At 63.6% G+C, this 22,863-nt stretch carries 23 protein-coding genes; 11 read left to right on the forward strand and 12 right to left on the reverse strand.

What is annotated here, in order from left to right:
• Nucleotides 1-58: 58 nt before the first annotated feature.
• The 4 genes from DTX69_RS10165 to DTX69_RS10180 form a co-directional block, all read right to left on the reverse strand.
• Entirely contained in the window at nucleotides 59-1,660 is a 1,602-nt protein-coding gene (locus tag DTX69_RS10165) for an ABC transporter substrate-binding protein (RefSeq protein ID WP_119301414.1), read from the reverse strand.
• 313 nt (nucleotides 1,661-1,973) lie between these two features.
• Complete coding sequence (locus DTX69_RS10170) at nucleotides 1,974-2,909, reverse strand: dimethylarginine dimethylaminohydrolase family protein (protein ID WP_119301415.1); 936 nt, start codon at nucleotides 2,907-2,909, stop codon at nucleotides 1,974-1,976.
• Nucleotides 2,910-3,016: 107 nt separating this feature from the next.
• On the reverse strand, nucleotides 3,017-3,907 hold the full coding sequence (locus tag DTX69_RS10175) for a LysR substrate-binding domain-containing protein (RefSeq protein WP_284735674.1): 891 nt from the start codon (nucleotides 3,905-3,907) through the stop codon (nucleotides 3,017-3,019).
• 80 nt (nucleotides 3,908-3,987) lie between these two features.
• A complete protein-coding gene (locus DTX69_RS10180) occupies nucleotides 3,988-5,007 on the reverse strand; it encodes a polyprenyl synthetase family protein (RefSeq protein ID WP_119301417.1) in 1,020 nt (339 codons plus the stop codon).
• A 173-nt stretch (nucleotides 5,008-5,180) separates the two neighbouring features.
• On the opposite strand from DTX69_RS10180, the gene DTX69_RS10185 reads away from it, so the two are divergent.
• Genes DTX69_RS10185 through DTX69_RS10200 form a run of 4 tightly spaced genes read left to right on the forward strand, consistent with a single transcriptional unit; the run spans nucleotide 5,181 to nucleotide 6,922 of the window.
• The gene (locus DTX69_RS10185) at nucleotides 5,181-5,414 is read left to right on the forward strand and encodes a putative signal transducing protein (protein ID WP_119301418.1); all 234 of its coding nucleotides are present in this window, start codon (nucleotides 5,181-5,183) and stop codon (nucleotides 5,412-5,414) included.
• Nucleotides 5,415-5,419: 5 nt separating this feature from the next.
• Complete coding sequence (locus tag DTX69_RS10190) at nucleotides 5,420-5,845, forward strand: ASCH domain-containing protein (protein ID WP_284735685.1); 426 nt, start codon at nucleotides 5,420-5,422, stop codon at nucleotides 5,843-5,845.
• A gap of 33 nt (nucleotides 5,846-5,878) precedes the next feature.
• A complete protein-coding gene (locus DTX69_RS10195; RefSeq protein WP_119301420.1) occupies nucleotides 5,879-6,634 on the forward strand; it encodes a tRNA1(Val) (adenine(37)-N6)-methyltransferase in 756 nt (251 codons plus the stop codon).
• Between the two features lie 42 nt (nucleotides 6,635-6,676).
• Nucleotides 6,677-6,922, forward strand: a complete 246-nt coding sequence (locus tag DTX69_RS10200) for a PP0621 family protein (protein WP_119301421.1) — start codon at nucleotides 6,677-6,679, stop codon at nucleotides 6,920-6,922.
• Between the two features lie 11 nt (nucleotides 6,923-6,933).
• Here DTX69_RS10200 and DTX69_RS10205 read toward each other — a convergent pair whose 3' ends face one another.
• From DTX69_RS10205 to DTX69_RS10235, 7 genes are all read right to left on the reverse strand, one after another.
• Nucleotides 6,934-7,569, reverse strand: a complete 636-nt coding sequence (locus DTX69_RS10205; RefSeq protein ID WP_284735675.1) for a glutathione S-transferase family protein — start codon at nucleotides 7,567-7,569, stop codon at nucleotides 6,934-6,936.
• Between the two features lie 56 nt (nucleotides 7,570-7,625).
• Nucleotides 7,626-8,381, reverse strand: a complete 756-nt coding sequence (locus tag DTX69_RS10210) for a peptidase (RefSeq protein WP_119301423.1) — start codon at nucleotides 8,379-8,381, stop codon at nucleotides 7,626-7,628.
• 174 nt (nucleotides 8,382-8,555) lie between these two features.
• Nucleotides 8,556-9,383: a transglutaminase family protein gene (locus DTX69_RS10215; protein WP_119301424.1), complete on the reverse strand. Its 828-nt coding sequence runs from the start codon at nucleotides 9,381-9,383 to the stop codon at nucleotides 8,556-8,558.
• A 2-nt stretch (nucleotides 9,384-9,385) separates the two neighbouring features.
• Nucleotides 9,386-10,327 carry an alpha-E domain-containing protein gene (locus DTX69_RS10220; protein ID WP_119301425.1) on the reverse strand — a complete coding sequence of 314 codons (942 nt, stop codon included), beginning with the start codon at nucleotides 10,325-10,327 and terminating at the stop codon, nucleotides 9,386-9,388.
• Nucleotides 10,321-11,733: a circularly permuted type 2 ATP-grasp protein gene (locus DTX69_RS10225; protein WP_322090884.1), complete on the reverse strand. Its 1,413-nt coding sequence runs from the start codon at nucleotides 11,731-11,733 to the stop codon at nucleotides 10,321-10,323. Before DTX69_RS10225 ends, DTX69_RS10220 begins: the two co-directional genes overlap by 7 nt.
• A gap of 174 nt (nucleotides 11,734-11,907) precedes the next feature.
• Nucleotides 11,908-12,177 (reverse strand): helix-turn-helix transcriptional regulator, encoded by a 270-nt coding sequence (locus tag DTX69_RS10230; protein WP_119301426.1) that lies wholly within the window; start codon nucleotides 12,175-12,177, stop codon nucleotides 11,908-11,910.
• 123 nt (nucleotides 12,178-12,300) lie between these two features.
• On the reverse strand, nucleotides 12,301-13,053 hold the full coding sequence (locus DTX69_RS10235; protein WP_119301427.1) for a DUF305 domain-containing protein: 753 nt from the start codon (nucleotides 13,051-13,053) through the stop codon (nucleotides 12,301-12,303).
• Between the two features lie 192 nt (nucleotides 13,054-13,245).
• Between DTX69_RS10235 and DTX69_RS10240 the strand changes: the two genes are divergently transcribed.
• The 5 genes from DTX69_RS10240 to DTX69_RS10260 all read left to right on the forward strand — a co-directional run bounded on the left by DTX69_RS10240 (nucleotide 13,246) and on the right by DTX69_RS10260 (nucleotide 19,945).
• On the forward strand, nucleotides 13,246-13,593 hold the full coding sequence (locus tag DTX69_RS10240; protein ID WP_119301428.1) for a four-helix bundle copper-binding protein: 348 nt from the start codon (nucleotides 13,246-13,248) through the stop codon (nucleotides 13,591-13,593).
• A gap of 107 nt (nucleotides 13,594-13,700) precedes the next feature.
• Nucleotides 13,701-14,621, forward strand: a complete 921-nt coding sequence (locus DTX69_RS10245) for a glycine--tRNA ligase subunit alpha (protein WP_119301429.1) — start codon at nucleotides 13,701-13,703, stop codon at nucleotides 14,619-14,621.
• A gap of 3 nt (nucleotides 14,622-14,624) precedes the next feature.
• Complete coding sequence (gene glyS / locus DTX69_RS10250) at nucleotides 14,625-16,733, forward strand: glycine--tRNA ligase subunit beta (RefSeq protein WP_119301430.1); 2,109 nt, start codon at nucleotides 14,625-14,627, stop codon at nucleotides 16,731-16,733.
• 20 nt (nucleotides 16,734-16,753) lie between these two features.
• On the forward strand, nucleotides 16,754-19,438 hold the full coding sequence (ppdK, locus tag DTX69_RS10255) for a pyruvate, phosphate dikinase (protein ID WP_119301431.1): 2,685 nt from the start codon (nucleotides 16,754-16,756) through the stop codon (nucleotides 19,436-19,438).
• A 216-nt stretch (nucleotides 19,439-19,654) separates the two neighbouring features.
• Nucleotides 19,655-19,945, forward strand: coding sequence for a DUF1330 domain-containing protein (locus DTX69_RS10260; RefSeq protein ID WP_119301432.1), 291 nt, complete (start codon nucleotides 19,655-19,657; stop codon nucleotides 19,943-19,945).
• 2 nt (nucleotides 19,946-19,947) lie between these two features.
• Here the strand turns inward: DTX69_RS10260 and DTX69_RS10265 are convergent, their stop codons facing one another.
• The gene (locus tag DTX69_RS10265) at nucleotides 19,948-21,180 is read right to left on the reverse strand and encodes an adenylate/guanylate cyclase domain-containing protein (protein WP_162917055.1); all 1,233 of its coding nucleotides are present in this window, start codon (nucleotides 21,178-21,180) and stop codon (nucleotides 19,948-19,950) included.
• 202 nt (nucleotides 21,181-21,382) lie between these two features.
• Here DTX69_RS10265 and DTX69_RS10270 point away from each other — a divergent pair, with 202 nt between their 5' ends.
• Complete coding sequence (locus DTX69_RS10270) at nucleotides 21,383-21,631, forward strand: PepSY domain-containing protein (protein WP_162917056.1); 249 nt, start codon at nucleotides 21,383-21,385, stop codon at nucleotides 21,629-21,631.
• An 83-nt stretch (nucleotides 21,632-21,714) separates the two neighbouring features.
• A complete protein-coding gene (locus tag DTX69_RS10275) occupies nucleotides 21,715-22,863 on the forward strand; it encodes an arginase family protein (RefSeq protein ID WP_119301435.1) in 1,149 nt (382 codons plus the stop codon).

Here is a 22,863-nt window from a genome sequence, read left to right on the forward strand (position 1 = left end):
ACTTCATCGATCAGTGGCGCGGGGGCGGCCGCTCGCACGAGCACCGCCCTCGCAACTCTCATGCGAACCACCAGCGTTCGGCCAGCTTGAGGCCGTCGCCTTCCCAGTTGCCGGCGATGGGGCCGTGCGCGATCTTCTTCGATGTCGCTTCGACATAGTTGTTGAACACGATCACCATGCCGCCGCCATCGTCGTGGTGCAGCTGCTGCATTTCCGCATAGATCGCGGCGCGCTTCTTGTCGTCGGTTTCCGAGCGGCCCTGCGCCAGCAACTCGTTAAACCGCGGATTGGACCAGTTGGTCTCGTTCCACGCCGCGCCGGCGGCATAGGCGGTCGAGAACATCCAGTCGCACGTGGGGCGGCCGCTCCAGTAGCTGGCACACCACGGCTTCTTCAGCCACACATTGTCCCAGTAGCCGTCGTTCGGCTCCCGCACGACATTGATGTCGATGCCGGCGGCCTTCGCATGCTGCTGGTAGAGAACGCCGGCATCTACAGCTCCGTTGAACGCCGCATCGGCCACCGACAGGTTGACCTTGAGGTTCTCCATGCCCGCCTTCTTCAGGTGGAACTTTGCCTTGTCCGGATCATAGGTATGCTTCGGCTCGGGATCGATCGCGAACTTCACGCCCTGCGCGATTGGGTTGTCGTTACCGGGCTTGGCATGGCCAAGGAAGATCTTGTCGACGATGTCCTGGCGATTCAGCGCGTATTTGAGCGCTGTGCGCACGTCGACATTGTCGAACGGCGCCTCGGTGACGCGCATCGGCAGGGTGTAATGACCGTAGCCGGTCACTTCCACGATATTGATATTGGGATTCCGCTTTAGCAGGTTGAGCGTCTTCAGGTCGGCGCGGCCGATCCAATGCACGGTGCCGGCGGTCAGCGCCGCAGTGCGGGCTGTCACGTCGGCAATGGTGAGGAACTCGACATCGTCGAAGTAGGGCATGCCCTCCTTGTGGTAGTTCGGATTACGCGTCAGGTGCGCCCGGACGCCCGGTTCGTATTCGCCATAGACATACGGTCCAGTCCGGACGCCCGACTGCCAGTCGGCTTTCCCATCCTTCGCCGGCATGATGACCATGTGGTACTCGCTGGCGACGTAGGGGAAGTCGGCACTGGGGGCCTTCAGATTGAAGACGACGGTCTCGGGACCGTCCGCTTTGATTTCAGCGATATCACCCAGCAGCGATTTGGCCGCTGACTTGGAACCCTCGCCCATATGATACTGGAACGAGGCGATCACGTCCTCCGGCGTCACGTTCTTGCCGTTATGGAACGTGGAGCCCTTGCGCAGCTTGAAGACCCATGTCGAGGCGTCGTCGCCAGGCGCGAACGATTCTGCGAGGTCAGGCTTCACGTTGCCCGCGATATCCACTTCGGTCAGGCAGTTCGACATGCTGCCGGAGAATGGAATCTGCGTTCCGGTGTCCGGGTAACCGGCGGGATCGATGGTGTCGGTGGTTGCGCCGTGCGCCAAGCCGAACTTGGCCGAGCCGCCCCTCTTTGGCTCCGCACGTGCGGCCTTGGCGAACATGACCTCGCCCGCGGCAGCCGTGAAGCCGGCGGCCAGCGCCAACTGGACGAACTGGCGGCGCGAGACTTTCCCGCGGCCGACCAGCCTCTCGGCCAGCTTCAGTTTCTCCAGGCTCTCAGACATTGATGCATCCCTCCTTCGAGTTGGGCGAAAACAATCCTGCCCGCGACCTTGCGCGGGTTGGCTGGGACTTCTTCATAGAGGCCAGGCCGGCGGTCGCTCCGCATCAGCTCGTGGGCCCTCCCTGCGTGTCAGTTCTTGTTTGTTTCCCGATGCGTGGCGCCTGATCTCACCCGCACGGGTTTAATCTGTACGCTGTCACTGGCCTGTGAGAGCGTCAATCTATCCCATCGGCTTTCCGGGTCTACTTCTTGACTTTTTCCGACCCATCTTCGCCTCGGCGCGCCTTTTTTGGTTGGTTGACCGATTAAGTTTGCTACGCCTCATCCCGGCGCAGCGCCTGGGCCATGCAGTGGATGCCGCCACCGGTCTTGGAGATCTCGCTCATGTCCATCTCCGCGACGGTGAAGCCGCGGGCCTTCAAGGCCTCGATCAGGGCGCGGCTGTGCTTGGGCGCGATCACCCGGTCCTTGCCCAGCGACATCACGTTGCAGCCAAGCGTTACGGTGTCCTGGAACGGCACTGGGATGATCTCGATCTTCTTCGCCTTGAGCCAGGCAACGACATCCGGTGCCGTTGTCTCCAGGCACACCGCCGCGAGCTTCTCCGCGATCATGACCACCATCAGGTCGATATGGACGTAGAAGGGATCGAAATAGGTGGGCTTCACTTCCCATCCTTCCTTCTCGAACCAGCCCTTCACCTGCTGCACTGCTTCGTCCTGCGTGCGCTCACCGCCGCAGCCGATCAGCACGCACCCCGGCTCGATCACGTTGAAGTCGCCGCCTTCGAAGTGGCCGGCGGTGATCATGTCATAGATCGGGATTCCCATCGCCTGATAGGTCCGGATGGCGGCGAAGTTCTCGCCGCGGCGCCACCAGTTCGCCATGTTGGTGATCACAGCGCCATACGGCGTCATGAAGCTCGAATCTCGCGCATAGACCTGGTACGGCAGGTTCGGATCGATGTCATGGAAGTGCACCCGCACGCCGAAATGCTCGTAGGCGCCGATCAGCTCGGCATGCTGCTTCTTCGCGACCTCGATGTTGCACGGGGCCTCGCGCAGATATTTGCGCGACAGAGATGAGGTGGAGAGATGCTTGATGTGATCCGCCTTGCCCAGCAACACGTCGGTCAGTACGCCATATTCCGACGTGCACCCCCAGTAGTTCATGACCGGCGTCCCGCCGCCCTCGACGCGGCGCTTCAGGCTGAAGGTCTCGGCGGCGGGAGTGGCAAGGGGTGCGTTCATGGGCGTGCCTCCTGTCGTTTCCAGGCACTGTAGCGTGAACGCGATTTGCAGAAAATCGAATAGATTTCGCTGAAATGGTGAGTTTTGTTCACCAGAACAGGATATTTTTAGTCCTGTGCACTCGCCTCGGCGAGCCGCGCGGTGATCCAGCCGCGGAACGCCTTCACCAGCGGCTGGCGCAGCCTCCCGCGCTCAGCCACCAGGTAATAGGAGTTGGGCGCGCGGATGGCGAGGCTGAACGGCCGCACTAGCCGGCCTGCGGAGAGCGCGCCACCGGCGATGATCGGATCCCCGATCGCGATGCCTTGACCCGCGAGCGCCGCGGCGATCACCAGATGCATGTCGGAGAACACGATGCCCTGCGCCGGATCGACCTCGTCGGCGCCCGCCGCCGTCAGCCACTGTGTCCAGTCGCTGTGGTCGGCGAGATGCAGCAGCGTCACCTTGGCGAGGTCGTTGGGTTCGCCCAAACCCCCGCACTCATTGATCAAGGTGGGGGAGCAGACCGGCGTCTCATGCAAATTGGCGAGTAGCTCGTACCACTTGCCGCTCCATTCGCCGCGCCCGAAGGCGATGAAAATGTCGATATCAGGTGCGCTCACGTCGTCGAACCGTTTCGGTGTGACGACGCTGATGCGTGCTTGTGGATGCGCGTCCTGGAAGGCGCCAATCTCCGCGCAGAGCCAGAAGCTGGCAAAGCCGGGCGCGCAACTGATCACCAGCCGGCCGCTGAGCGCCGCATCGGCCGACTTGGCGCGTGCGTCGGACAGGGTCTGCAGCGCCTTTCGCACTTCGCGCGCATAGGATTCGCCCCGCGGCGTCAGCACGACGCCACGTCCGTCGCGCTCGATGAGGGCGAAGCCGAGCTCGCGCTCCAGGAAACGCAATTGATGGCTAATGGCGCTGCGCGTGATGTTGAGCTCGGCGGCAGCCCGCGTCACGCTCCCGAGCCGCGCGACGGCATCGAGAGCGCGGAGCGCGCTGGTGGATGGCAGCATCAGAGGTCAGGGATCAGAAATCAGTAATCAGAGGGCAACGTGCCCTTCTGATCCCTGATCCCTGATACCTGGCCACTCGCTCAATGTCCCCGGCGGATGCAGAAATCGACCACCTCGATCAGCGCGCGCTTATCGGCGCTGTCGGGGAAGATGCCGAGGGCATCGCGCGCGACGGCACCGTAATACGCGGCGCGCTGCACGGTGTCGCTGAGCGCATTGTGCTTGGCGATGAGGCGCTGGGCTTCGGCGAGGTCGCCACCCTTCTGTTCCTGATGCTCCAGCGTGCGGCGCCAGAATTCGCGCTCGGTTTTATCGCCGCGCAGGAAGGCGAGGATGACGGGGAGCGTGATCTTGCCCTCCCGGAAGTCGTCACCGATCTTCTTGCCCAGTGCTTCCTGCTTGGCGGAGTAGTCGAGCGCATCGTCGATCAGCTGGAACGCGATGCCGAGATTGAGGCCGAAGCTCGCGAGTGCTTCCTGCTCGCTCTTCGGCCGATCGGCCAGCACGGCGCCCACTTCGCACGCCGCCGAAAACAGAATGGCGGTCTTGCCCTTGATGACTTCGAGATAGGCCTGCTCCGTCGTCGCGGTGTCGTTGGTCGTCATCAGCTGCAGAACCTCGCCCTCGGCGATCTTGGCCGAAGCGCTGCACAGTATTTCGAGGATGCGCAGCGAACCGTCCGCGACCATCAGCTGGAAGGCGCGGCTGAACAGGAAGTCACCGACCAGCACGCTGGCCTTGTTGCCCCAGAGGACGTTGGCAGAGGCCTCGCCGCGGCGGAGGTCGCTCTCGTCGACCACGTCGTCGTGCAGCAGGGTGGCGGTGTGGATGAACTCGACGCAGGCTGCGAGGCCCGCGGCCCTCGGACCGGGATGTCCGCATAGCCGCGCGGCGGCCAATGTCAGGACCGGCCGCAGCCGCTTTCCGCCGGCGGCGATGATGTGCCCAGCCAGCTGCGGTATCAGCGAAACCGGGCTCTGCATGTGCTGCAGGATGAGCTCATTGACCCGGTCCAGATCGTCGCGCACCAACTGCGTCAGACGATCCAGCGCGTCCGGCTGCTTGTCCCGCCCGGTTTCCAGATTGACGATGACTGCCACGCAAGCCCTTTCCGGCGGCCCTCCCCAAAGCGCCGCCTTAACCCTTCAACCAGTGCGGCGGCCCGGCACGCATTCATTTGGTGCGGAACGCCAGTAGGCAGCATAATGTCCCAATTAACGAACGCAATGCCAACAATCGACGCAGGCCTTGTGGTCAATCGGGGAGAGTCCGTGTGAAAGAGATCGCCCGCAGCACCGATCCAGTCCGCCTGTCCTTCCTGTCCGCTCTGCTGGCCGATGGCGGCATCACGTCCGTCTTGTTCGACACCCATGCCAGCATCGTCCAGGGCAGCCTCGGCGTCTTGCCACAGCGCCTGATGGTGGCGGATGACGAGTATAACGAGGCCGTGGCGATCCTGAAGAGCGCCGGCGAGTGGCACGAGCCGGAACAAACCGGATGGCTGTGAGCACGATGAGAGCGCGGCAGCAGGAATTCTGGCGCATGGCGTGCCACGCAGTGCCGGATCTGGTGCCTGCAGCTGCCCATCAGGTCTGGCACTTTGGCGATAGCGAGACGCTGGCACGCGCGCTGGCTGATCTGGTGCTGCAGGGTCGGAAGCGTGCGACCGCGGGCTTGCTGTGGGAGGCTGAGACGGATCCCACCACAGTGCCGGTTCTCGGCGGCTATAGCCTCGTCACCGACTATGCCGGTGGACCGCTGCTCATCATCCGCACCACGGACGTCGCGATTTGCTCCTATGATGAGGTCTTCGCCGCCGCGGAAGGGGAGGGCGACGGCTTGCCGGATTACTGGCGCGCTGCGCACTGGGACTATTTCTCGCGGCGCTGCACGGCCCTGGGCCGCGAACCGAGCACAGACATGCCGGTTTATCCTTGAGCGCTTCGCATTGGTCTATCTGATCGCACGGACATGAACGACGCACCGACCACACTCGATACGGTTCTCGGCGGAAGAGTCACCCTGCACCAGCCGGCGGTTGGCTACCGCGTTGCCATTGATCCCATCCTGCTCGCTGCGGCGTGCCCTGCCGAGGCAGGAGAGACGATCGTCGATCTCGGCTGCGGCGTCGGCACCGCCGCGCTGTGCCTCGCGCGGCGTGTGGCGGACGTGCGCTGCACCGGCGTCGACCTGCAGCCGGAGCTGGCAGCGCTCGCCGATCGCAACGCGCAGGAGAACAAGGTCGCCGATCGCGTGCGCTTCGTGGCAGGCGACATTCTCGACCGGTCGCTGCCGATCTATGCCGAGCCCGCGGATCACGTGATCGTCAATCCGCCTTACCTTAAGCGTGGCACGGCGACGCCGTCTGCCAATCCGGCGAAGGCGCTCGCCAATGTCGAGGGCGATGCGGATCTCGCTGCGTGGGTTGCAGCAGCTGCAAAGGCCGTCCGGCCCGGCGGCACCATCACCTTCATCCACCGCGCTGACCGGCTGCCGGAACTGCTGGCGCTGCTGGGCGCGCGCTGTGGTGGACTGGTCGTCCTGCCACTGCATCCGAAAGCGGGTGCGGCGGCGCATCGCACGATCGTCGCCTGCCGCCTCGATCAACGTCTGCCGGCCATGCTGCTGCCGGGTCTCGTCCTGCATGAGGCGGATGGTAGCTTCTCGCCCGTGCTGCAGCGCGTGTTGCGCGATGGCGCGCCGTTGCCCATGAGCGTCAGCGCCTGATCGTTTCTTGACCCGGCGGGGTCACGGCCGCTAAATGGCCCGATGTTTACGATTCCGACCCTGCCCAAGATTCTGCTGATCGTGCTGGTGATCGCAGTGGTCTGGTGGTGGCACCGCCGCAACCAGATCAAGAAGCGCGAGCAGGCCGAGCTGGAGCGCAATCCCCGCAACCGCGCGAAATCGAAGCCGGCCAACCCGATTGAGGACATGACGCAGTGCAAGGTATGCGGGGCCTATGTGCCCGCCAGCGGCGCGAAGAATTGCGGCCGCCCCAATTGCCCGTTCTAGTGCCCGGCGCGCTAGCCGGCCGCCTTTGGATGCAGCTGCTCGTATAGCGCCTGGTTCTTCGCGAACGAGCGCTGCGCCGCGGGGCGGGCACGCAGCCGCTCCATGTAGCTGGCGAATTCCGGCCGCTCAGGTACCGCTTTCATCATCGTGCCCCACTGCACCCCCGACCCGATGACGACATCGGCCGCGGTGAACTGCCCGCCGACCAGATAGGGACCTTTGGCCACCGCCTGCGCGAGTGTCTCCATGACCGTGTCGTGGTCGCCATAGGACGAGGCTTGCGGCGGCGCCAGTGGCCGATTGTGGATGCGGTCGATGATCGCCTGCTCGAGGCAGCTCGGTCCGAAGAACAGCCACTTGAGGTACACACCACGCCTGGGATCGCCGATCGGCACCGACAATTTCGCCGCCGGAAACTCGTCGGCGAGATAGGCGCAGATCGCCGCCGCCTCTGTGATGGTGATGCCCTGGTGCGTGATGGCTGGCACCTTGCCCATCGCATTGATGGCAAGATAGGCGGGCTTCTTGTGATCGCCGCGCTCGAGGCTCATGGCATCGAGCTCATACGGCACGCCGAGCTCTTCGAGCATCCAATGCACGATGTTGCTGCGCGACATCGGCGCGTGATGGAAGATGATCTTGTCCATGGGAGTCTCCATCCTGAAACTGACCCGATGCTAGTCCGGCATGCTGCCAATAAATGTCAGGAGCTTGCCTTGAGGCTATTATAGCTCGGGCGCGGGATGGCGAGGTGAGCGGTTTTCAGCGCTTCAGACCAGCGGTGGCGCAGATCCTCGAAATAGGGATCGCCCGCCTCGATCCGATGCTTCAGTTCCGTTTGCAACGCGTCGCGCCGCAGCACCATGATGTCGAGCGGCAGCCCGACCGCGAGGTTCGAGCGCATGGCCGAATCCATGGAAATGAGCCCAATCTTCAGCGCGTCATAGAGATCGGTGTTGAAGGTGACGGCGCGGTCAAGGATCGGTTTGCCGTATTTGGTCTCGCCGATCTGCAGGAACGGCGTGTCCGACGTCGCCTCGATGAAATTGCCGGCGGCATAGATCATGTAGAGGCGCAGGCGTCGTTCTTTCATCTGTCCGCCCAGCAGGAACGAGACCTCGAAGCGCCCGCCCTGCTGCTCCAGGCTCGGCCCGTCGATGCGGTAGACTTCGCGCACCGCGCGCCCGACTAGCTGCGCCGCCTGGAACATGGTCTCGCACTTGGACAGCAGTAGAGTCTCGCCGGTATCCGGATGCGCGAATCCTTCGTTCAGCAGTGACAGCACTGATTGCGTAACGGAGAGATTGCCAGCGCTTGCGACGGTGAGCACCCGCTCGCCCGGCTCCTCGAACACATGCAGCTTGCGGAAAGAGGCGATGTTGTCGATGCCCGCATTGGTGCGGGTATCCGAAATCATCACCAGCCCGTCGCGCACCAGCACGCCGACGCAATAGGTCATGAAAGGGCCCCTCGACTGACTGGCCGGATTTATAGCGGGGCGTCCTTCCGCTGTCATCCCGGCCGAGCGCAGCGAGCGCCGGGACCCATGCGGTATCGCCGCAACGCGGAGAGGACGAATGGGTCCCGGGTCACGCCGCTGTCGCGGCTGCCCGGGATGACGGTTTGTGGAGCATCAACTCTGCCACTGCGACCGCGCCTGATTGATCTGGACGGCGACGCGCATCTGCTCCTCCGCCCCGCCCTGGCGGGTGCCGCGGATGGGGGCGGCGCCGAGGTAGTCGAGGCCGGTGGCGACCCGGACGTGGCCCTCGGTCGGGCAGATGCCGTTGGCCGGATCGAAGCCGACCCAGCCCAGTCCTTCGACGTCCGCTTCGGCCCAGGCGTGGCCCGCCTCCTGCTGCGTCACGCCGTCTGTGCGGAGCATGTATCCGCCGACATAGCGCGCCGGCACGCCCAGGTGCCGCGCGCAGGCGATGAAGATGTGGGTCAGATCCTGGCACACGCCGCGTTTCAACTTGAACGCTTCGCTCGCAGCGGTCGCGCTGTTGGTCGGCGTCGTGTCGAACTTGATCGCGCTGTAGATGCCGACCAGCAGGCAGTGCAACATCTCGAGCCGGTCCTTGCGGGCTTCCGACGTCACGTCGTGCGCGAACTCCTTGAGCGCCGCGTCGGCTTCCGTCAGCGGCGTCTCGCGCAGGTAGAGTCCTGCTGGGAAGCGCTCGCAGGCGCCGCGCACGATGCCGTGGCGATCCTCAGTCTCGACCTCGCCTTCGACCGTGACCTCGAGGTCGGAAATGGGTCCGTTCAGCGCCAGCGTGTGGGTCAGGTTCCCGAACGGATCCTCGCCGGCCTTCAGCACACCATCGCAATTGAGGTCGATGCGCCAGCTCTTGACCGTCTGGCCGTCATGATTGCGCGGCGTCAGGCGCAGCAGCTGCATGACGGCCTTGGCCGGGCTGCCATAGGCGTAGTGTGTGCGGTGCTGGATGAAGATGCGCATGGTCAGACCAGGTATTGCTCGCTGATGGCTGCGCCAAGCCGCACGTTCTCCGCAATGACGGTTTCGCAGAACTCGTGCAGCCCGGTCTCGAAGATCTGCTCGATGCGCGCGTTCTCCAGCTTGTTGTGCATGCTGCGCGCCATGCGCTGCGCCTCGCCTTGCCTGCCATAGGCCTCTGCTAAGCTGTCGAGATTGGCGCAGATCGCGCCATAGCAGGAGGCGACGGAGCGCGGCATCTTGGGATTGAGCAGCATCAGATCCGCGATGCGCATCGGCTTGAGGCTCTCGTGATAGACATGATGATAGGCGGTGAGGGCGGAGACGGCGCGCAGGATCGCCGCCCATTGCGAGTAATCGAGCCCACCGCCGACCACGACATGCTCCGGCAGCAGCACGTGGTATTTGACATCCAGGATGCGTGCCGTGTTGTCCGCCCGCTCCACGAAGATGCCGAGCCGCGCGAACCAGTAGGCATCGTTGCGCAGCATGGTTCGATAGCCCGAGCCGTCGACCCGCAGCGAGATCTCTTTCACCCACTCCAGGAAGCGCGCCATGGCGCTGGCGTCCATGTTGTCGAAATCGAGCTTGTTCAGCTCGAGCCAGGCGGTGTTGATGGTATCCCACATCTCGGCCGTGAGCGCCGTCCGCACCTGGCGTGCATTGCGCCGCGCGATGCGCAGGCAGTTGCGGATCGAGGTCGGGTTGCGCTTGGAAAAGGCGAGGAAGCGCGTCACCTTTGCCGGCGACACCCAATCATAGAGCGCATCGAAGTCCGCCCGGCAGCCGGCGGTCGCCAGCGCGCTCGCCCATTCGTTCTCCGCATCCTCGCGCCGGATCGGCAGGGAGGAGAGGCGGATCGTCGCTTCCAGCACCCGTGCCAGATAGTCCGCCCGCTCCACATAGCGCGAGAACCAGAAGAGGCTATCTGCGGTGCGGCTCAGCATTCGATGACCCAGGTGTCCTTGGTGCCGCCGCCCTGGCTGGAATTGACCACCAGCGAGCCATCGCGCAAGGCAACTCGCGTGAGGCCACCTGGAACGATCCGCACGCCATCGGCGCCGGTCAGCACGAACGGCCGGAGATCGACGTGCCGTGGCGCGACCCCGTTGGAGACGAATGTGGGGCAGGTGGAGAGTGCCAACGTCGGCTGCGCGATGTAATTCTCAGGATGCACCTTCAGCCGCTCCGCAAAATCCGCGCGCTGGTCCTTGGTGGCGTGCGGTCCGACCAGCATGCCGTAGCCGCCGGAGCCATGCACTTCCTTCACCACCAGCTCCGCAAGATGGTCGAGTACATAACGCAGATCCTCCGGATCGCGGCAGCGCCAGGTCTGCACGTTCTTCAGGATGGGCTTCTCGCCCAGATAGAAACGCACGAAGTCGGGCACATAGGAGTAGATGACCTTGTCGTCCGCAGCACCTGTGCCCATCGCGTTCGCGACCGTGACATTGCCGGCGACGTAGGCGCCGTAGAGACCGGGAACGCCCAGCGCCGAATCTGGCCGGAACACCAGCGGGTCAATGAAATCGTCGTCGATCCTGCGATAGATCACGTCGACGCGCTTCGGCCCCTCGGTGGTGCGCATATAGACGACATCATCGCGCACGAAGAGGTCGACGCCCTCGACCAGCTCGACGCCCATGCCATCGGCCAGGAACGAGTGCTCATAGAAGGCGGAATTATGGATGCCTGGCGTCAGCAGCGCGATCGTGGGCTCGCTCATCGTGCCGCGCGGCGCCACCGATCGCAGGGTCGCCAGCAGCTCGTTGGGATAGTTCTCGATCGGCGCCACGCGATGCGAGCGGAATAGCTCGGGCATCAGGCGGATGGAGATTTCCCTGCCGCCGAGCATGTAGGAGACGCCGGAGGGCGTGCGCGCATTGTCCTCCAGAACATAGAATTCCTCTTCATCGACGCGCACGATGTCGATGCCGCCGATATGGACGTAGATGCCGTGCGGCGCCTCGACGCCGCACATCTCCGGCCGGAAGGCCGGATTGCGCCACACCAGGTCAGGCGGGACGATGCCAGCCTTCAGGATGTCCTGCGGCCCGTAGATGTCGCGCAGATATGCGTTGAGCGCCTTGACGCGCTGCTCAAGCCCGGCAGCGAGCTTCGACCATTCCTGGGTCGAAAGGATGCGCGGGATGATGTCGTAAGGAATGATGCGCTCTTCGCCCTGCGCATCGCCATAGACCGCGAAGGTGATGCCGCCGCGGCGGTAGAACAGCTCCGCCTCGACCCGCCGCCGTTCCAGCTGCTCCGGCGAAACGGTCGCGAGCCATTGCGCCACGCGCGCATACGGCTCGCGGACGCTGCCATCCTCCGCATTCATTTCGTCGAGGGACATCGCTCCCTGATCTCGCCCCCTTTGTTTTCCGGAGAGTGTAGCACGCGCTGTGCCAGTCCCAAGCCAAGGAAAATCGCGCGACGGAGGTCTGCGGTGCTCAAATCTTAGGCAAGTTCATGGAGGTTGATGCGAATCTGCGCGTGAAACTTAATTGCCCCTGCAGCATCGCTGCCGTCACGGGCCTGTCCTCACCGCCCGCATCTCGCGTGGCGTGGCGCCGTAGCGCCGGCGAAAGGCGTGGTTGAAGTAAGAGAGATCGCCGAATCCAACGGCGTAGGCTATCTCCGTGACCGTCCGATGATCCTGGCGTGGATCTGTGAGCAAGCGGCGCGCTGCGGCGAGGCGCTCCCCCAGCACGAACTGGGAGAAGCTGGTTCCCTCGCACTCGAACAGCATGTGCAAATAGCGCGGCGAGATGCCCTGGCGCTTGGCGACGGCGGCCACCGAGAGCTCAGCCTTGGCAGGCTGCGTGCCATCGCACTCTTCGGGCTGACATTTAGCGGGCCAATGATCGCGCTATCGCATTTGGGCAAGGTTCGCCGCTCTGATGCGAATCTGAGCGGAACGCTAGTTGTGATGCGGCATCCCGCTCTCATGCATCTTCATCATCTCGTGCATCTCCGGCTCGATTTGGATCGCGTCGGGGTTTCCCGGATACTGCGCGATGAAGTCGGACAGGATGCCAATCTCCATCATTTGGTCGCGGATGATGCCGATGTTGATCTCACGGATGACCTTGTTCCCGCCGGCTGGGTCGTTGTTGTACTCGTGCGCCATCTCCACGCCCATCTGATGGTGCATCTTCATCGCCTTGGCGAACATCACGTCGTAATCGGACGGGACTTGAGCGCTGACCGGTTCCATCACGGACAGGACTGGCGCTTTTTGGAAGCGCGCCTTGTGCTCCATTCCGGTCAAACCGGCCGGCAGACGGATGAGGCCCATATCACCTATCTGAAGCAGGGGATCGGGTCCCGCACTCACCCGCCGCTTCAGGTCTTCCAGCCACGCGATCTCGAACTCCTGATTATAGATGATGGCCCCGGCCATCTTCTGCAGGAACGGATTGGTGCCTCGCGGATCATCCAGATAGGCCCGAGACATGTCGACTGCGCCTTGATGATGATGCCCCATCTCGTCCGCGAACTTGATGTCGCGGTTCATGGCTGCTTCTGCGGCTTCTCGCGTATCGAAATAACGATAAACGGGAGCCGGGAAGTGACCCTGCTCTTCCTCGTCCTCCTCATAAGGGCTTGCTGCCGAACTCGCCGGCTGCAGAACGGCACAAGCGAGAATCGCTGCCCAGATTGGAGTTTTCATCGATCCACCTCCGCGCTTGAACGCGCAGTGCAAACAGCGGGGCGCTCACAGCCGTTCCAATGCATGGTTGCAGTAAGCCCACGGAACTCTCCCACGGGTCAGACTTGTTTCTAACTGGGCCACGAAGCATGAATTGCGAGGGGCTCTCGCCTTCGTGGCGGCGTTGAGAATTTCCAGTGAAGTGAGGCCACCATGCATAAGCTCTCAGGCGAATTGAAATCCTGCATCGATGCGTGCCAGCGCTGCTATGCCGTCTGCCTCCAGACCGCCATGCAGCACTGCCTGCAGGCCGGCGGCCGCCACACCGAGCCCAAGCACTTCCAGCTGATGATGGCGTGTGCCGAGATCTGCCGGACTTCGGCGGCACTGATGCTGATCGGCTCGCCCAGCCACCTGATGCAATGCGACCTGTGTGCCAAGATCTGCGAGGAATGCGCCACCGACTGCGAACACATCGGCGGCATGGAGGAGTGCGTCAAAGCCTGCCGCGCCTGCGCCAAGGAGTGCCGCCAGATGGCCAGCCGGGCGCTGGCCGCCTAAGGCGCTGGAGCGCTTCCAAAAAGGGCTAAATTCCGCCCCTTCCTTGCCTTGCAGACTCCAGCCCCGGTCATTATGGTGCGCCGCACCATAATCAGTGGGGCGGGCAAATGACGGGGCGGAAGCCCAATCCTGAGACCTGCTTTCAGAACGCGATTCTGAAACTGCAGACTTACTGGTCCAAGCAGGGCTGCGTGATCCTGCAGCCCTACGACATGGAAATGGGGGCGGGCACCTTCCACTGGGCGACCACCCTGCGCGCGCTCGGGCCGAAGCCGTGGCGCGCCGCGTATGTCCAGCCATCGCGCCGACCGAAAGACGGCCGCTACGGCGAGAACCCCAACCGCCTTCAGCACTACTACCAGTTCCAGGTCATTCTGAAGCCCTCGCCGATCGACAGCCAGGATCTCTATCTCGGCAGCCTGAAGGCGCTCGGCATCGACCCGATGAACCACGATATCCGCTTCGTGGAGGACGATTGGGAGAGCCCGACCCTCGGTGCCTGGGGCCTAGGCTGGGAGGTATGGCTGGACGGAATGGAGGTCTCCCAGTTCACCTACTTCCAGCAGGTCGGCGGCCTTGAGTGCAACCCGGTCTCAACCGAGCTTACCTATGGTCTCGAGCGCCTGATGATGTATGTGCAGGGGGTCGAGAACATCTTCGACCTCGACTTCAACGGCCACGGCATGACCTATGGCGATGTCTACCTGCAGGCCGAGCGCGAGTTCTCAGAATACAATTTCGAGAATTCAGACAGCACATTGTTATTGCAGCATTTCAAGGACGCGGAGCAGGAATGCATCGCGCTGCTGAACGGCGCGCAGCCACTGCCGCTGCCGGCCTATGATCAGTGCCTGAAGGCCAGCCACATTTTCAATCTGCTAGATGCGCGCGGCGTGATCTCGGTGACCGAGCGCCAAGCCTATATCGCTCGCGTGCGCACCCTGGCGAAGGCCTGCTGCGAAGCCTGGGAAGCGACCCAGCGCCCAGAGAACGTTCGCGGGGGGAACGTCCGCGTGGGGAAGGCCTGAACCATGTCGGAACTGTTGCTCGAGTTGTTCTCTGAAGAGATCCCGGCACGCATGCAGGCGCGCGCCGCCGAAGACCTGCAGCGCCTGATGTCGGACAAGTTGCACGAGGCCGGCCTGCATTTCACCTTGGCGCGCACCTATGTGACGCCGCGCCGCCTGGCCTTGGTGGTCGAGGAGCTGCCGACCGCCCAGCCCGACGTGCGCGAGGAGCGCAAGGGTCCGCGGGTCGGTTCGCCGCAAGCCGCCATCGACGGGTTCCTGAAATCCGCGGGCCTCAAGTCCATCAAGGAGTGCGAGGAGCGCGATACCGGCAAGGGCGTGTTCTATTTCGCTGTCGTCGAGAAGAAGGGCCGGCCGACTGCGGACGTGCTTCCTGCGATCATCGTCGACTGCATCCAACAGATGCCGTGGCCCAAGAGCATGCGCTTCGCCGATTTGACGCAGCGCTGGGTGCGGCCGCTGCACCACGTGCTGGCGGTGTTCGCCGGGACGGTACTGGAAGGCGGCGTGCCGATGGGTGGCAACACGGAGCTCGCCTTCACCTCCCGCACGCGGGGTCACCGCTTCTTGAGTCCAGGTGAGATAAGTGTTGCAAATTCAAGCGACTATCTCGTCAAGCTCAAGGCCGCCAAAGTTGTTCCTGACCCCAGGGAACGGCGCAGCCTCATCCTGGCCCAGTGTCGTGACCGCGCGCTCAAGGAAGGGCTGACGGTCAAGTCCGACGAAGGGCTGCTGGATGAGGTGACCGGCTTGGTGGAATGGCCGGTCGTGCTGATGGGCAGGATCGATCCGCAATACATGCCTCTTCCGCCGGAGGTGCTGACCACCTCCATGCGCACCCACCAGAAATACTTCGCGCTCCAGGACAAGAACGGGACGCTGGCGGCTCGCTTCCTAGTGGTTGCCAACATGGACACGCCCGACAAGGGCGCGCAGATCGTTGCCGGCAATGAGCGCGTCCTGCGCGCCCGTCTCAGCGACGCAATGTTCTTCTGGGAACAGGACCAGAAAGTGCATCTCGCGGATCGGCTGCCCGCGCTCAAGGACATTATCTTCCATGCCCAGCTCGGGACTGTGGGCCAGAAGGTCACGCGCATTGAAGCGCTCGCCCGTCACCTGGCCGGCCTCATTCCGGGCTGCAATGCCGATCAGGCCGCCCAGGCCGCGCGCCTTGCCAAGGCGGACCTTACCAGCGGGATGGTAGGTGAGTTCCCGGAACTCCAAGGCATCATGGGGCGTTACTACGCAGGGATCGAGGGTCACGCCCCAGAGATTGCTGATGCGATTGCCCATCATTACCGGCCTCTCGGTCCCACCGATCTATGTCCATCGGCGCCGATCAGCTTGGCCGTGGCCCTGGCGGACAAGATCGACAGTCTGGTCGGGTTCTTCGCGATCGACGAGAAGCCGACCGGCTCGAAGGATCCCTTTGCGCTGCGCCGTGCAGCCCTGGGCGTTATCCGGCTGATCCTGGAAAATGGCTTGAGGTTGAAACTGCGCGACGTGTTCGGCTTTGCTTACAGCGGCTTCTATGATCAGGGCGGGTTCGAGCAGAACCAACCGAAGGCGGTGATCGCCCAACTGCTCGACTTCTTCGCGGACCGGCTGAAGGTCGCACTGAGAGAGCAGGGCGTGCGGCATGATCTGATCGCTGCAGTGTTCGCGCTCGGCGATGAGGACGACCTGATCCGCCTGATGGCGCGGGTAAAGGCGCTGCAGGATCTGGTGGAAAGCGATGCGGGCGCCGATCTGCTGGCGGCCTATCGCCGTGCCAGCAACATTGTGCGCATCGAGGAGAAGAAGGACGCCGCCAGCTATGACGGCGCCGCCGATCCCGCGAAGTTCATCCAGGACGAGGAGCGGACGCTCTTCAAGGGCCTGGAACAGGAAGCTCAAATTGCACGAAAGCGCATCGCCAACGAAGAATTCGTGGCGGCCATGGGTGCGCTTGCCAATCTGCGTGCGCCGATCGACGACTTCTTCGATCGCGTGACAGTCAACGATCCCGATCCGTCGCTGCGCTCCAATCGCTTGCGACTGCTCTCCACCATCCGCGCGACGCTGAACGCTGTCGCGGACTTTTCCAAGATCGAAGCCAAAGCCGAAGCTTAACGACCGAAGGGTGAGTGAAGATGGCGAAGTGGGTGTATCGGTTCGGTGGTGGTTCCGCGGAAGGCAGTGCGGACATGCGCAACCTGCTGGGCGGCAAAGGCGCCAATCTTGCGGAGATGAGCGCGCTGGGCCTGCCGGTACCGCCTGGATTCACCATCACGACCGAGGTCTGCACCTATTTCTATGCCAACGGAAAGACCTATCCCGCGGACCTGAAGGTGCAGGTCGAGGATGCGCTGCGCCAGATCGAGACCATCGTCGGTGCGCAGTTCGGCGACGCCAAGAAGCCGCTGCTGGTCTCCGTGCGCTCGGGCGCACGCGTCTCCATGCCGGGCATGATGGATACCGTCCTCAATCTCGGCCTCAATGACGAGACCGCGAAAGGCCTTGCCAAGCAATCGGGCGATGAACGCTTCGCTTATGATTCCTATCGGCGTTTCATCCAAATGTACGGAAACGTGGTTCTGGGTGCGGAGCATCACAGCTTCGAGGAGATCCTCGAGCTGCACAAATCCGACCTCGGCCTCGACACCGACACCAAGCTCAAGGCCGAGCACTGGAAGAAGGTGATCGAGGATTACAAGGCGAAAGTCGAGGAGGAGATCGGCAAGCCCTTCCCGCAGGATCCCAAGGAGCAGCTGTGGGGCGCCATCGGCGCCGTCTTCGGCTCCTGGAACATCCAGCGCGCGGTCACCTACCGCAAGCTGAACCACATACCCGAGGACTGGGGGACCGCCGTCAGCGTCCAGGCGATGGTGTTCGGCAACATGGGCGAGGATTGCGCCACCGGTGTGGCCTTCACTCGCAATCCCTCCACCGGTGCCAAGGAATTCTACGGCGAGTATCTCGTCAACGCGCAGGGCGAGGATGTGGTCGCCGGCATCCGCACGCCGCAGCAGGTGACCATCGCCGGCAAGAAGGCGAACAACTCGACGCTGCCCGCGATGGAAGAAGTGATGCCGACCGTCTTCAAGCAGCTCGACCAGGTGCGCGCGCAGCTCGAGAAGCACTATTGCGACATGCAGGATGTCGAGTTCACGGTCCAGCAGGGCAAGCTCTACATGCTGCAGACCCGCAACGGCAAACGCACCGCCGCCGCTGCGTTGAAGATCGCGGTCGACCTCTGCAATGAAGGCTTGATCGACGAAGCGACCGCCGTCGCGCGCATCGACCCGGCTTCGCTCGACCAGCTGCTGCATCCGACCCTCGACCCCAAGGCCAAGAAGGAAGTGGTCGCGCGCGGCCTGCCGGCCAGTCCCGGCGCCGCCTCCGGGCAGGTCGTGTTCACCGCCGACGACGCGGAGGATCGCGCCGCGAAGGGCGCGGACGTCATCCTGGTGCGGGTCGAGACCAGCCCGGAAGACATCCACGGCATGCATGCTGCTGTCGGCATCCTCACCACCCGCGGTGGCATGACCAGCCACGCGGCGGTGGTGGCGCGCGGCATGGGACGCCCCTGCGTCTCCGGCGCCGGCGACATCAGGGTCGATGCCGGCAAGAAGCTCATGGTAGTCAGGGGCCAGCGCGTGGCCGAAGGTGACATCATCACCATCGACGGCGGCACTGGCGAAGTGATGATCGGCCAGATCCCGACCATCCAGCCGTCGCTGTCCGGCGATTTCGCGACGCTCATGTCCTGGGCCGACAAGGTGCGCAAATTGAAGGTGCGCACCAATGCGGATACGCCGTCCGACGCCCGTACGGCGCGGGATTTCGGGGCGGAGGGCATCGGCCTCTGCCGCACCGAGCACATGTTCTTCGACGGCGACCGCATCGTCGCGGTGCGCGAGATGATCATGGCCGACACGGTGGAAGGCCGGAAGAAGGCACTCGCCAAGATCCTGCCAATGCAGCGCCAGGATTTCGTGGAGCTGTTCAAGATCATGCGCGGCCTGCCTGTGACTATCCGGCTGCTCGATCCGCCGTTGCACGAATTCCTGCCGCACTCGCGGGAGGAAATGGCGGAGATCGCCAAGGCGGCTGGCGTCACGCCCGATGCGGTCGCTGCCCGCACGGCGCAGCTGCGCGAAACCAACCCGATGCTCGGCCATCGCGGCTGCCGCCTCGGCATCACCTATCCAGAGATCTACGAGATGCAGGCGCGCGCGATCTTCGAAGCCGCCGCCGCCGTGCACAAGGAGATCGGCGAGACGGTCGATGCGGAGATCATGATCCCGCTGGTCGGCATCCCCAAGGAGCTGACCTTGATGAAGGCCGTGGTGGAACGCGTCGCGGCTGAAGTGGAGAAGGCGGCCGGCTTCAAGCTCCCGTACATGATCGGCACCATGATCGAACTGCCGCGCGCTTGCCTGCTGGCGGGCGAGATCGCCAAGGAGGCGGAGTTCTTCTCCTTCGGCACCAACGATCTCACGCAGACGACCTATGGCCTCAGCCGTGACGACGCGGCGTCCTTCATCACTGCGTACGAGCGCCAGAGCATCATTAAGAAGGACCCGTTCATCAGCATCGATGTCGAAGGCGTCGGCGAACTGGTGCAGATCGGCACCGAACGCGGCCGCAAGGTCCGCCCCAAGCTGAAGATCGGCATCTGCGGCGAACATGGCGGCGATCCCGCGTCGGTCCACTTCTGCGCCAAGGTCGGGCTGGACTATGTGTCATGCTCGCCCTATCGCGTGCCGATCGCCAAGCTGGCAGCTGCCCAGGCCACGCTCTCCGGCTCCGATGGCCGCAAGGGCGAGGGATGAGGTGCTAAGCCGGGCTCTATCAGCTAACATTGACCGCGTTATGCTAAGCCGACGGCAACCAACTCTACCGTCACCCCGGCCTGGAGCCGGGGTCCATTTCTCAGCTGCTCGTGCGGGCGGCTCAATGGATCCCGAATCACGTCGTTTCGCGGCTGTCCCGGATGACGTGTGGGATGAGCGTCGCACACTGCAACGTCTCCGGGAAGGAGCGGTTCGATGAAAGCCTACTGCATCGTCTATGAGCGCCTGCACGACCCGAAGATGTTCGAGGAATATCGCAAGCAAGTGATGCCCACGATCGAAGCCTATGGCGGCAAGTTCCTGGTGCGCGGCGGCAAGTTCACGGCTTGGGAAGGCGAGATGCCGTTCGAGCGTATCGCCCTGCTCGAGTTCCCGTCGCGCAAGGCGGCGGAGGACTGGTACAACTCGCCCGGCTACCAGAAGATCCTTCCCCTCCGGCTCAACGCCACGGAATGCCAGTTCATCGTGGCGGACGGGGTCGAGTAGCGTCAGACCGGCAAGGCCGCGAAGACTTCGACTCCGCCGCCCAATCCCCGCACGCGCCGCCCGCCCAGGCCGTGCAGCGTGCGGTTGGTCGCTGCCGCGAAATCGGCGGACGCCAGAATGGGCGTGCCGACAATCTTCGTCAGCTCTTGCAGCCGGCTGGCGAGGTTGACGGCCGGGCCAATCACTGTGAAGTCGAGCCGGTCGCGCGTGCCGATATTGCCGAACTCGACCTCGCCCCAGTGCAGCCCGATCCCGAACGCGAGCGCTGAGCGTCCTTCCTTGGCGAGATCCGCATTCAGGGTATCCGTCCCAGCCAAGGCCGCCAGCGCAGCATCAAGCGCTCGGTCGCAGGTGGTGGCGCGGCTCTCCTCCAGCGGAAACACCGCCAGCAGCCCGTCGCCCATGAATTTCAGGATGTCGCCACGATGGGCGCCGATCGCGGCGCCGATCGCTTCGAACCAGCGATTGAGCAACGTCACGATCTCGCCATGCTGCGCCCGGTCGGTCATCGTCGTAAAACCGCGCAGGTCGCAGATCAGGATCGCGGCCTCGATGCGCGCGACGTCGCCGCGCTCGATTTGACCCGCATAGACCCGCTCAGAAGGCACGCGGCCCAGATAGTGCGTCAACAGGTCGAGCGCGATGTGGCGAAGAAGCCAGCGCTCCGCCACCGATGACCAGATCCGCGCCGCCATCTGCAGCCGCTCAACCTCGAGGTCGAAGAACCCGCCTTCGTCTGTGCTGGCGAAGGTCATGACGCAGGTGCGCGTCGCATCCTGGAACGGCAGTGGCATGGCGAAGTAATCGGTTAGGCCGAACTCCTGGAACCGCTGAATAATCTCCATGTCAGGCAGCGGGTCCGGCTTGCGCCACCGGAACGGCCGGTTGGTGGTGTCGACCACATAGATGGGACTCTTCAGGTAATCGGCGCGCGACATCACGCCGGCGCGGTCGATCTCGGTGCGCGTCAGCGCACCATCGCGCCAGATGAGCTGCGACCCGCTGAGCTCTGGATTGAGCACTTCGAGCCCGAGCGTACAACGCCAGAGCGGACAAATCCACTCCGCCATTCGGATGCAATAGCCTGCGAACAAGTCCGGAAAGGGCAGCGCGCCGATATTGTTCAGCGGGCGCCCGCTCTCATCCAGCCCGGTGTCGCCCAAGGCATGCACGGCGAGCCAGGCCGCCAGCTTCCCATAGATGAGCTTGCTTTCTGAATCCACATCGCTCGCCATGAGATCGTGATCCACAGAAGAGGAGCAGTCTTGATTGCTTGGTTATCCAAGTTGGACATTACGGCCGGCGGTTGCAAGAGGTCCACCAGATCGGGAAAAGGCCGATTGAAGGTCCGCCACGATGATTTATGATCGCTTCGCACGCAAGACTACGGCTCTTCGGACAGAACAATCCATGCCGGTTTCAAGAATACTCCTATTGGTGCCAATCTGTTTGGCTGTGACGTCGACCGCCTACGCCGCCGACGTGCAATGCACGACCGCCGACAAATCCGCGTGGCTGCCGCCGGCGCAGGTGAAGGCGATGCTGGAACAGCACGGCTTTACGAATGTCGGTGCGATCAAGCCCAACGAGCGGAAGTGCTATGTTGTGCAGGCGACCGACAACACCGGCGCGAAGCGAACGCTTTATCTCGACCCCACGGACGGCGCTCTGCGGGCGATGGAGTAATCTCTTCTCCTGTACGCCGGGAGAGCGTGACAATCGCGCCGATCCCTGGGCAGTATCGGCTGCGACACGAACGGGGATCCAACATGCCATCTAAAGGAAAGAAGTCGGCACCGCGCCAGGTCGCGCCTGCGCGGAAAAGCAAGGCCGCCATTGCAGCCGCCTTTCAGCGCGCATCGGCGAGGGCCGCGCAATCGCCTTATCGCGTGGTGCGGCGTGTGGAGCGCATTCTCTATGAGGACGTGCCGACCTTCATGGAAGCGCCCCATGCCGAGGAGGTGCCGGATGCGGATGTCGTGGTCGTCGGCCTGCCGTATGAGGGCGTGAAGATCCTCGATCCGCGCCGTTTCCTGCCGGCACAGGCGACCCATCAGGCTGCGATCTACTCGCGCACCGGCGCGACCGGCGCGCCGGCTGCGATCCGCCGCAACGCGATCTACTACTCGCTGGATCATTCCGGCGGCTTGTTTCCGGAGCGCGGACCGGATTTCCAGATCGCGGATTGGATCAAGGTCTCCGACGGCGGCGACATCCGCGTCGATTACGAGATCGACGCGGAAGTCATGCTGCACAAGGCGGGTGACCGCATCGAACGCCTGATTGGCAGGGACAAGGCGCTCATCCTGCTAGGCGGCGACGACACCATTCCCTATGTCGGCGTGCGCTCGGTGGTGCGCCAGCGCAAGCAGCGCATCGCCGTTCTGAAGTTCGATTCGCACTACGACCTGGCGTGGGAGCCGCGCTACTGGGCCGGCTCGCAATGGGCCCGCTGCTTCGAGGGCGGTTATCTCGATCCCGCGAACTTCGCCGAGATCGGCATCCGCGGCACGCGCAACTCGCTGGCCTGGCATGAGGCAGCGCGCGAGCTCGACATCGGCGTCTGGACTCTGCAGGACGTGGAAGAGAAGGGGATCCGCCAGTGCGTGCGCGAAGCGCTGGCGCGCATCTGCCGCGATGTCGACGCGCTCTATCTTTCGCTGGATCTCGACGTGATCGATCCCGCCTTCCTGCCGGCGCAGAAATACCCCGATCCGGCCGGTCTCACCGCACGCGAGATCCTGCAGGCGCTGCGCCTGGCGATCGAGGAGGGGCCGCCTGTCATCGGGTTCGACATGGCGTGCCTCGGCCCTGATTTCGATGTGAACGGCCTCGGTGCCCAACTGGCTGCGCGCTGCGCGGTCGAGGTGATCGGCGGCCTCGGTTGGAAAAAGGCGAAGGCCAAGCCCCGCCGCTGA

Origin of the sequence: Dongia deserti, assembly GCF_003574735.1 — a bacterium.
Lineage (GTDB): Bacteria > Pseudomonadota > Alphaproteobacteria > Dongiales > Dongiaceae > Dongia_A > Dongia_A deserti.

Excerpts from the sequence above, each read along its gene's own strand:
- DTX69_RS10195 (WP_119301420.1), top strand. The coding sequence starts at position 5,879 with ATGAACGACGCACCGACCACACTCGATACGGTTCTCGGCGGAAGAGTC.
- DTX69_RS10165 (WP_119301414.1), bottom strand. The coding sequence starts at position 1,660 with ATGTCTGAGAGCCTGGAGAAACTGAAGCTGGCCGAGAGGCTGGTCGGC.
- DTX69_RS10265 (WP_162917055.1), bottom strand. The coding sequence starts at position 21,180 with ATGGCGAGCGATGTGGATTCAGAAAGCAAGCTCATCTATGGGAAGCTG.
- DTX69_RS10245 (WP_119301429.1), top strand. The coding sequence starts at position 13,701 with ATGACGGGGCGGAAGCCCAATCCTGAGACCTGCTTTCAGAACGCGATT.
- ppdK (WP_119301431.1), top strand. The coding sequence starts at position 16,754 with ATGGCGAAGTGGGTGTATCGGTTCGGTGGTGGTTCCGCGGAAGGCAGT.
- DTX69_RS10210 (WP_119301423.1), bottom strand. The coding sequence starts at position 8,381 with ATGACCTATTGCGTCGGCGTGCTGGTGCGCGACGGGCTGGTGATGATT.
- DTX69_RS10190 (WP_284735685.1), top strand. The coding sequence starts at position 5,420 with ATGAGAGCGCGGCAGCAGGAATTCTGGCGCATGGCGTGCCACGCAGTG.
- DTX69_RS10235 (WP_119301427.1), bottom strand. The coding sequence starts at position 13,053 with ATGAAAACTCCAATCTGGGCAGCGATTCTCGCTTGTGCCGTTCTGCAG.
- DTX69_RS10220 (WP_119301425.1), bottom strand. The coding sequence starts at position 10,327 with ATGCTGAGCCGCACCGCAGATAGCCTCTTCTGGTTCTCGCGCTATGTG.
- DTX69_RS10225 (WP_322090884.1), bottom strand. The coding sequence starts at position 11,733 with ATGTCCCTCGACGAAATGAATGCGGAGGATGGCAGCGTCCGCGAGCCG.
- DTX69_RS10260 (WP_119301432.1), top strand. The coding sequence starts at position 19,655 with ATGAAAGCCTACTGCATCGTCTATGAGCGCCTGCACGACCCGAAGATG.
- DTX69_RS10215 (WP_119301424.1), bottom strand. The coding sequence starts at position 9,383 with ATGCGCATCTTCATCCAGCACCGCACACACTACGCCTATGGCAGCCCG.
- DTX69_RS10175 (WP_284735674.1), bottom strand. The coding sequence starts at position 3,907 with ATGCTGCCATCCACCAGCGCGCTCCGCGCTCTCGATGCCGTCGCGCGG.
- DTX69_RS10275 (WP_119301435.1), top strand. The coding sequence starts at position 21,715 with ATGCCATCTAAAGGAAAGAAGTCGGCACCGCGCCAGGTCGCGCCTGCG.
- glyS (WP_119301430.1), top strand. The coding sequence starts at position 14,625 with ATGTCGGAACTGTTGCTCGAGTTGTTCTCTGAAGAGATCCCGGCACGC.
- DTX69_RS10170 (WP_119301415.1), bottom strand. The coding sequence starts at position 2,909 with ATGAACGCACCCCTTGCCACTCCCGCCGCCGAGACCTTCAGCCTGAAG.
- DTX69_RS10240 (WP_119301428.1), top strand. The coding sequence starts at position 13,246 with ATGCATAAGCTCTCAGGCGAATTGAAATCCTGCATCGATGCGTGCCAG.
- DTX69_RS10200 (WP_119301421.1), top strand. The coding sequence starts at position 6,677 with ATGTTTACGATTCCGACCCTGCCCAAGATTCTGCTGATCGTGCTGGTG.
- DTX69_RS10205 (WP_284735675.1), bottom strand. The coding sequence starts at position 7,569 with ATGGACAAGATCATCTTCCATCACGCGCCGATGTCGCGCAGCAACATC.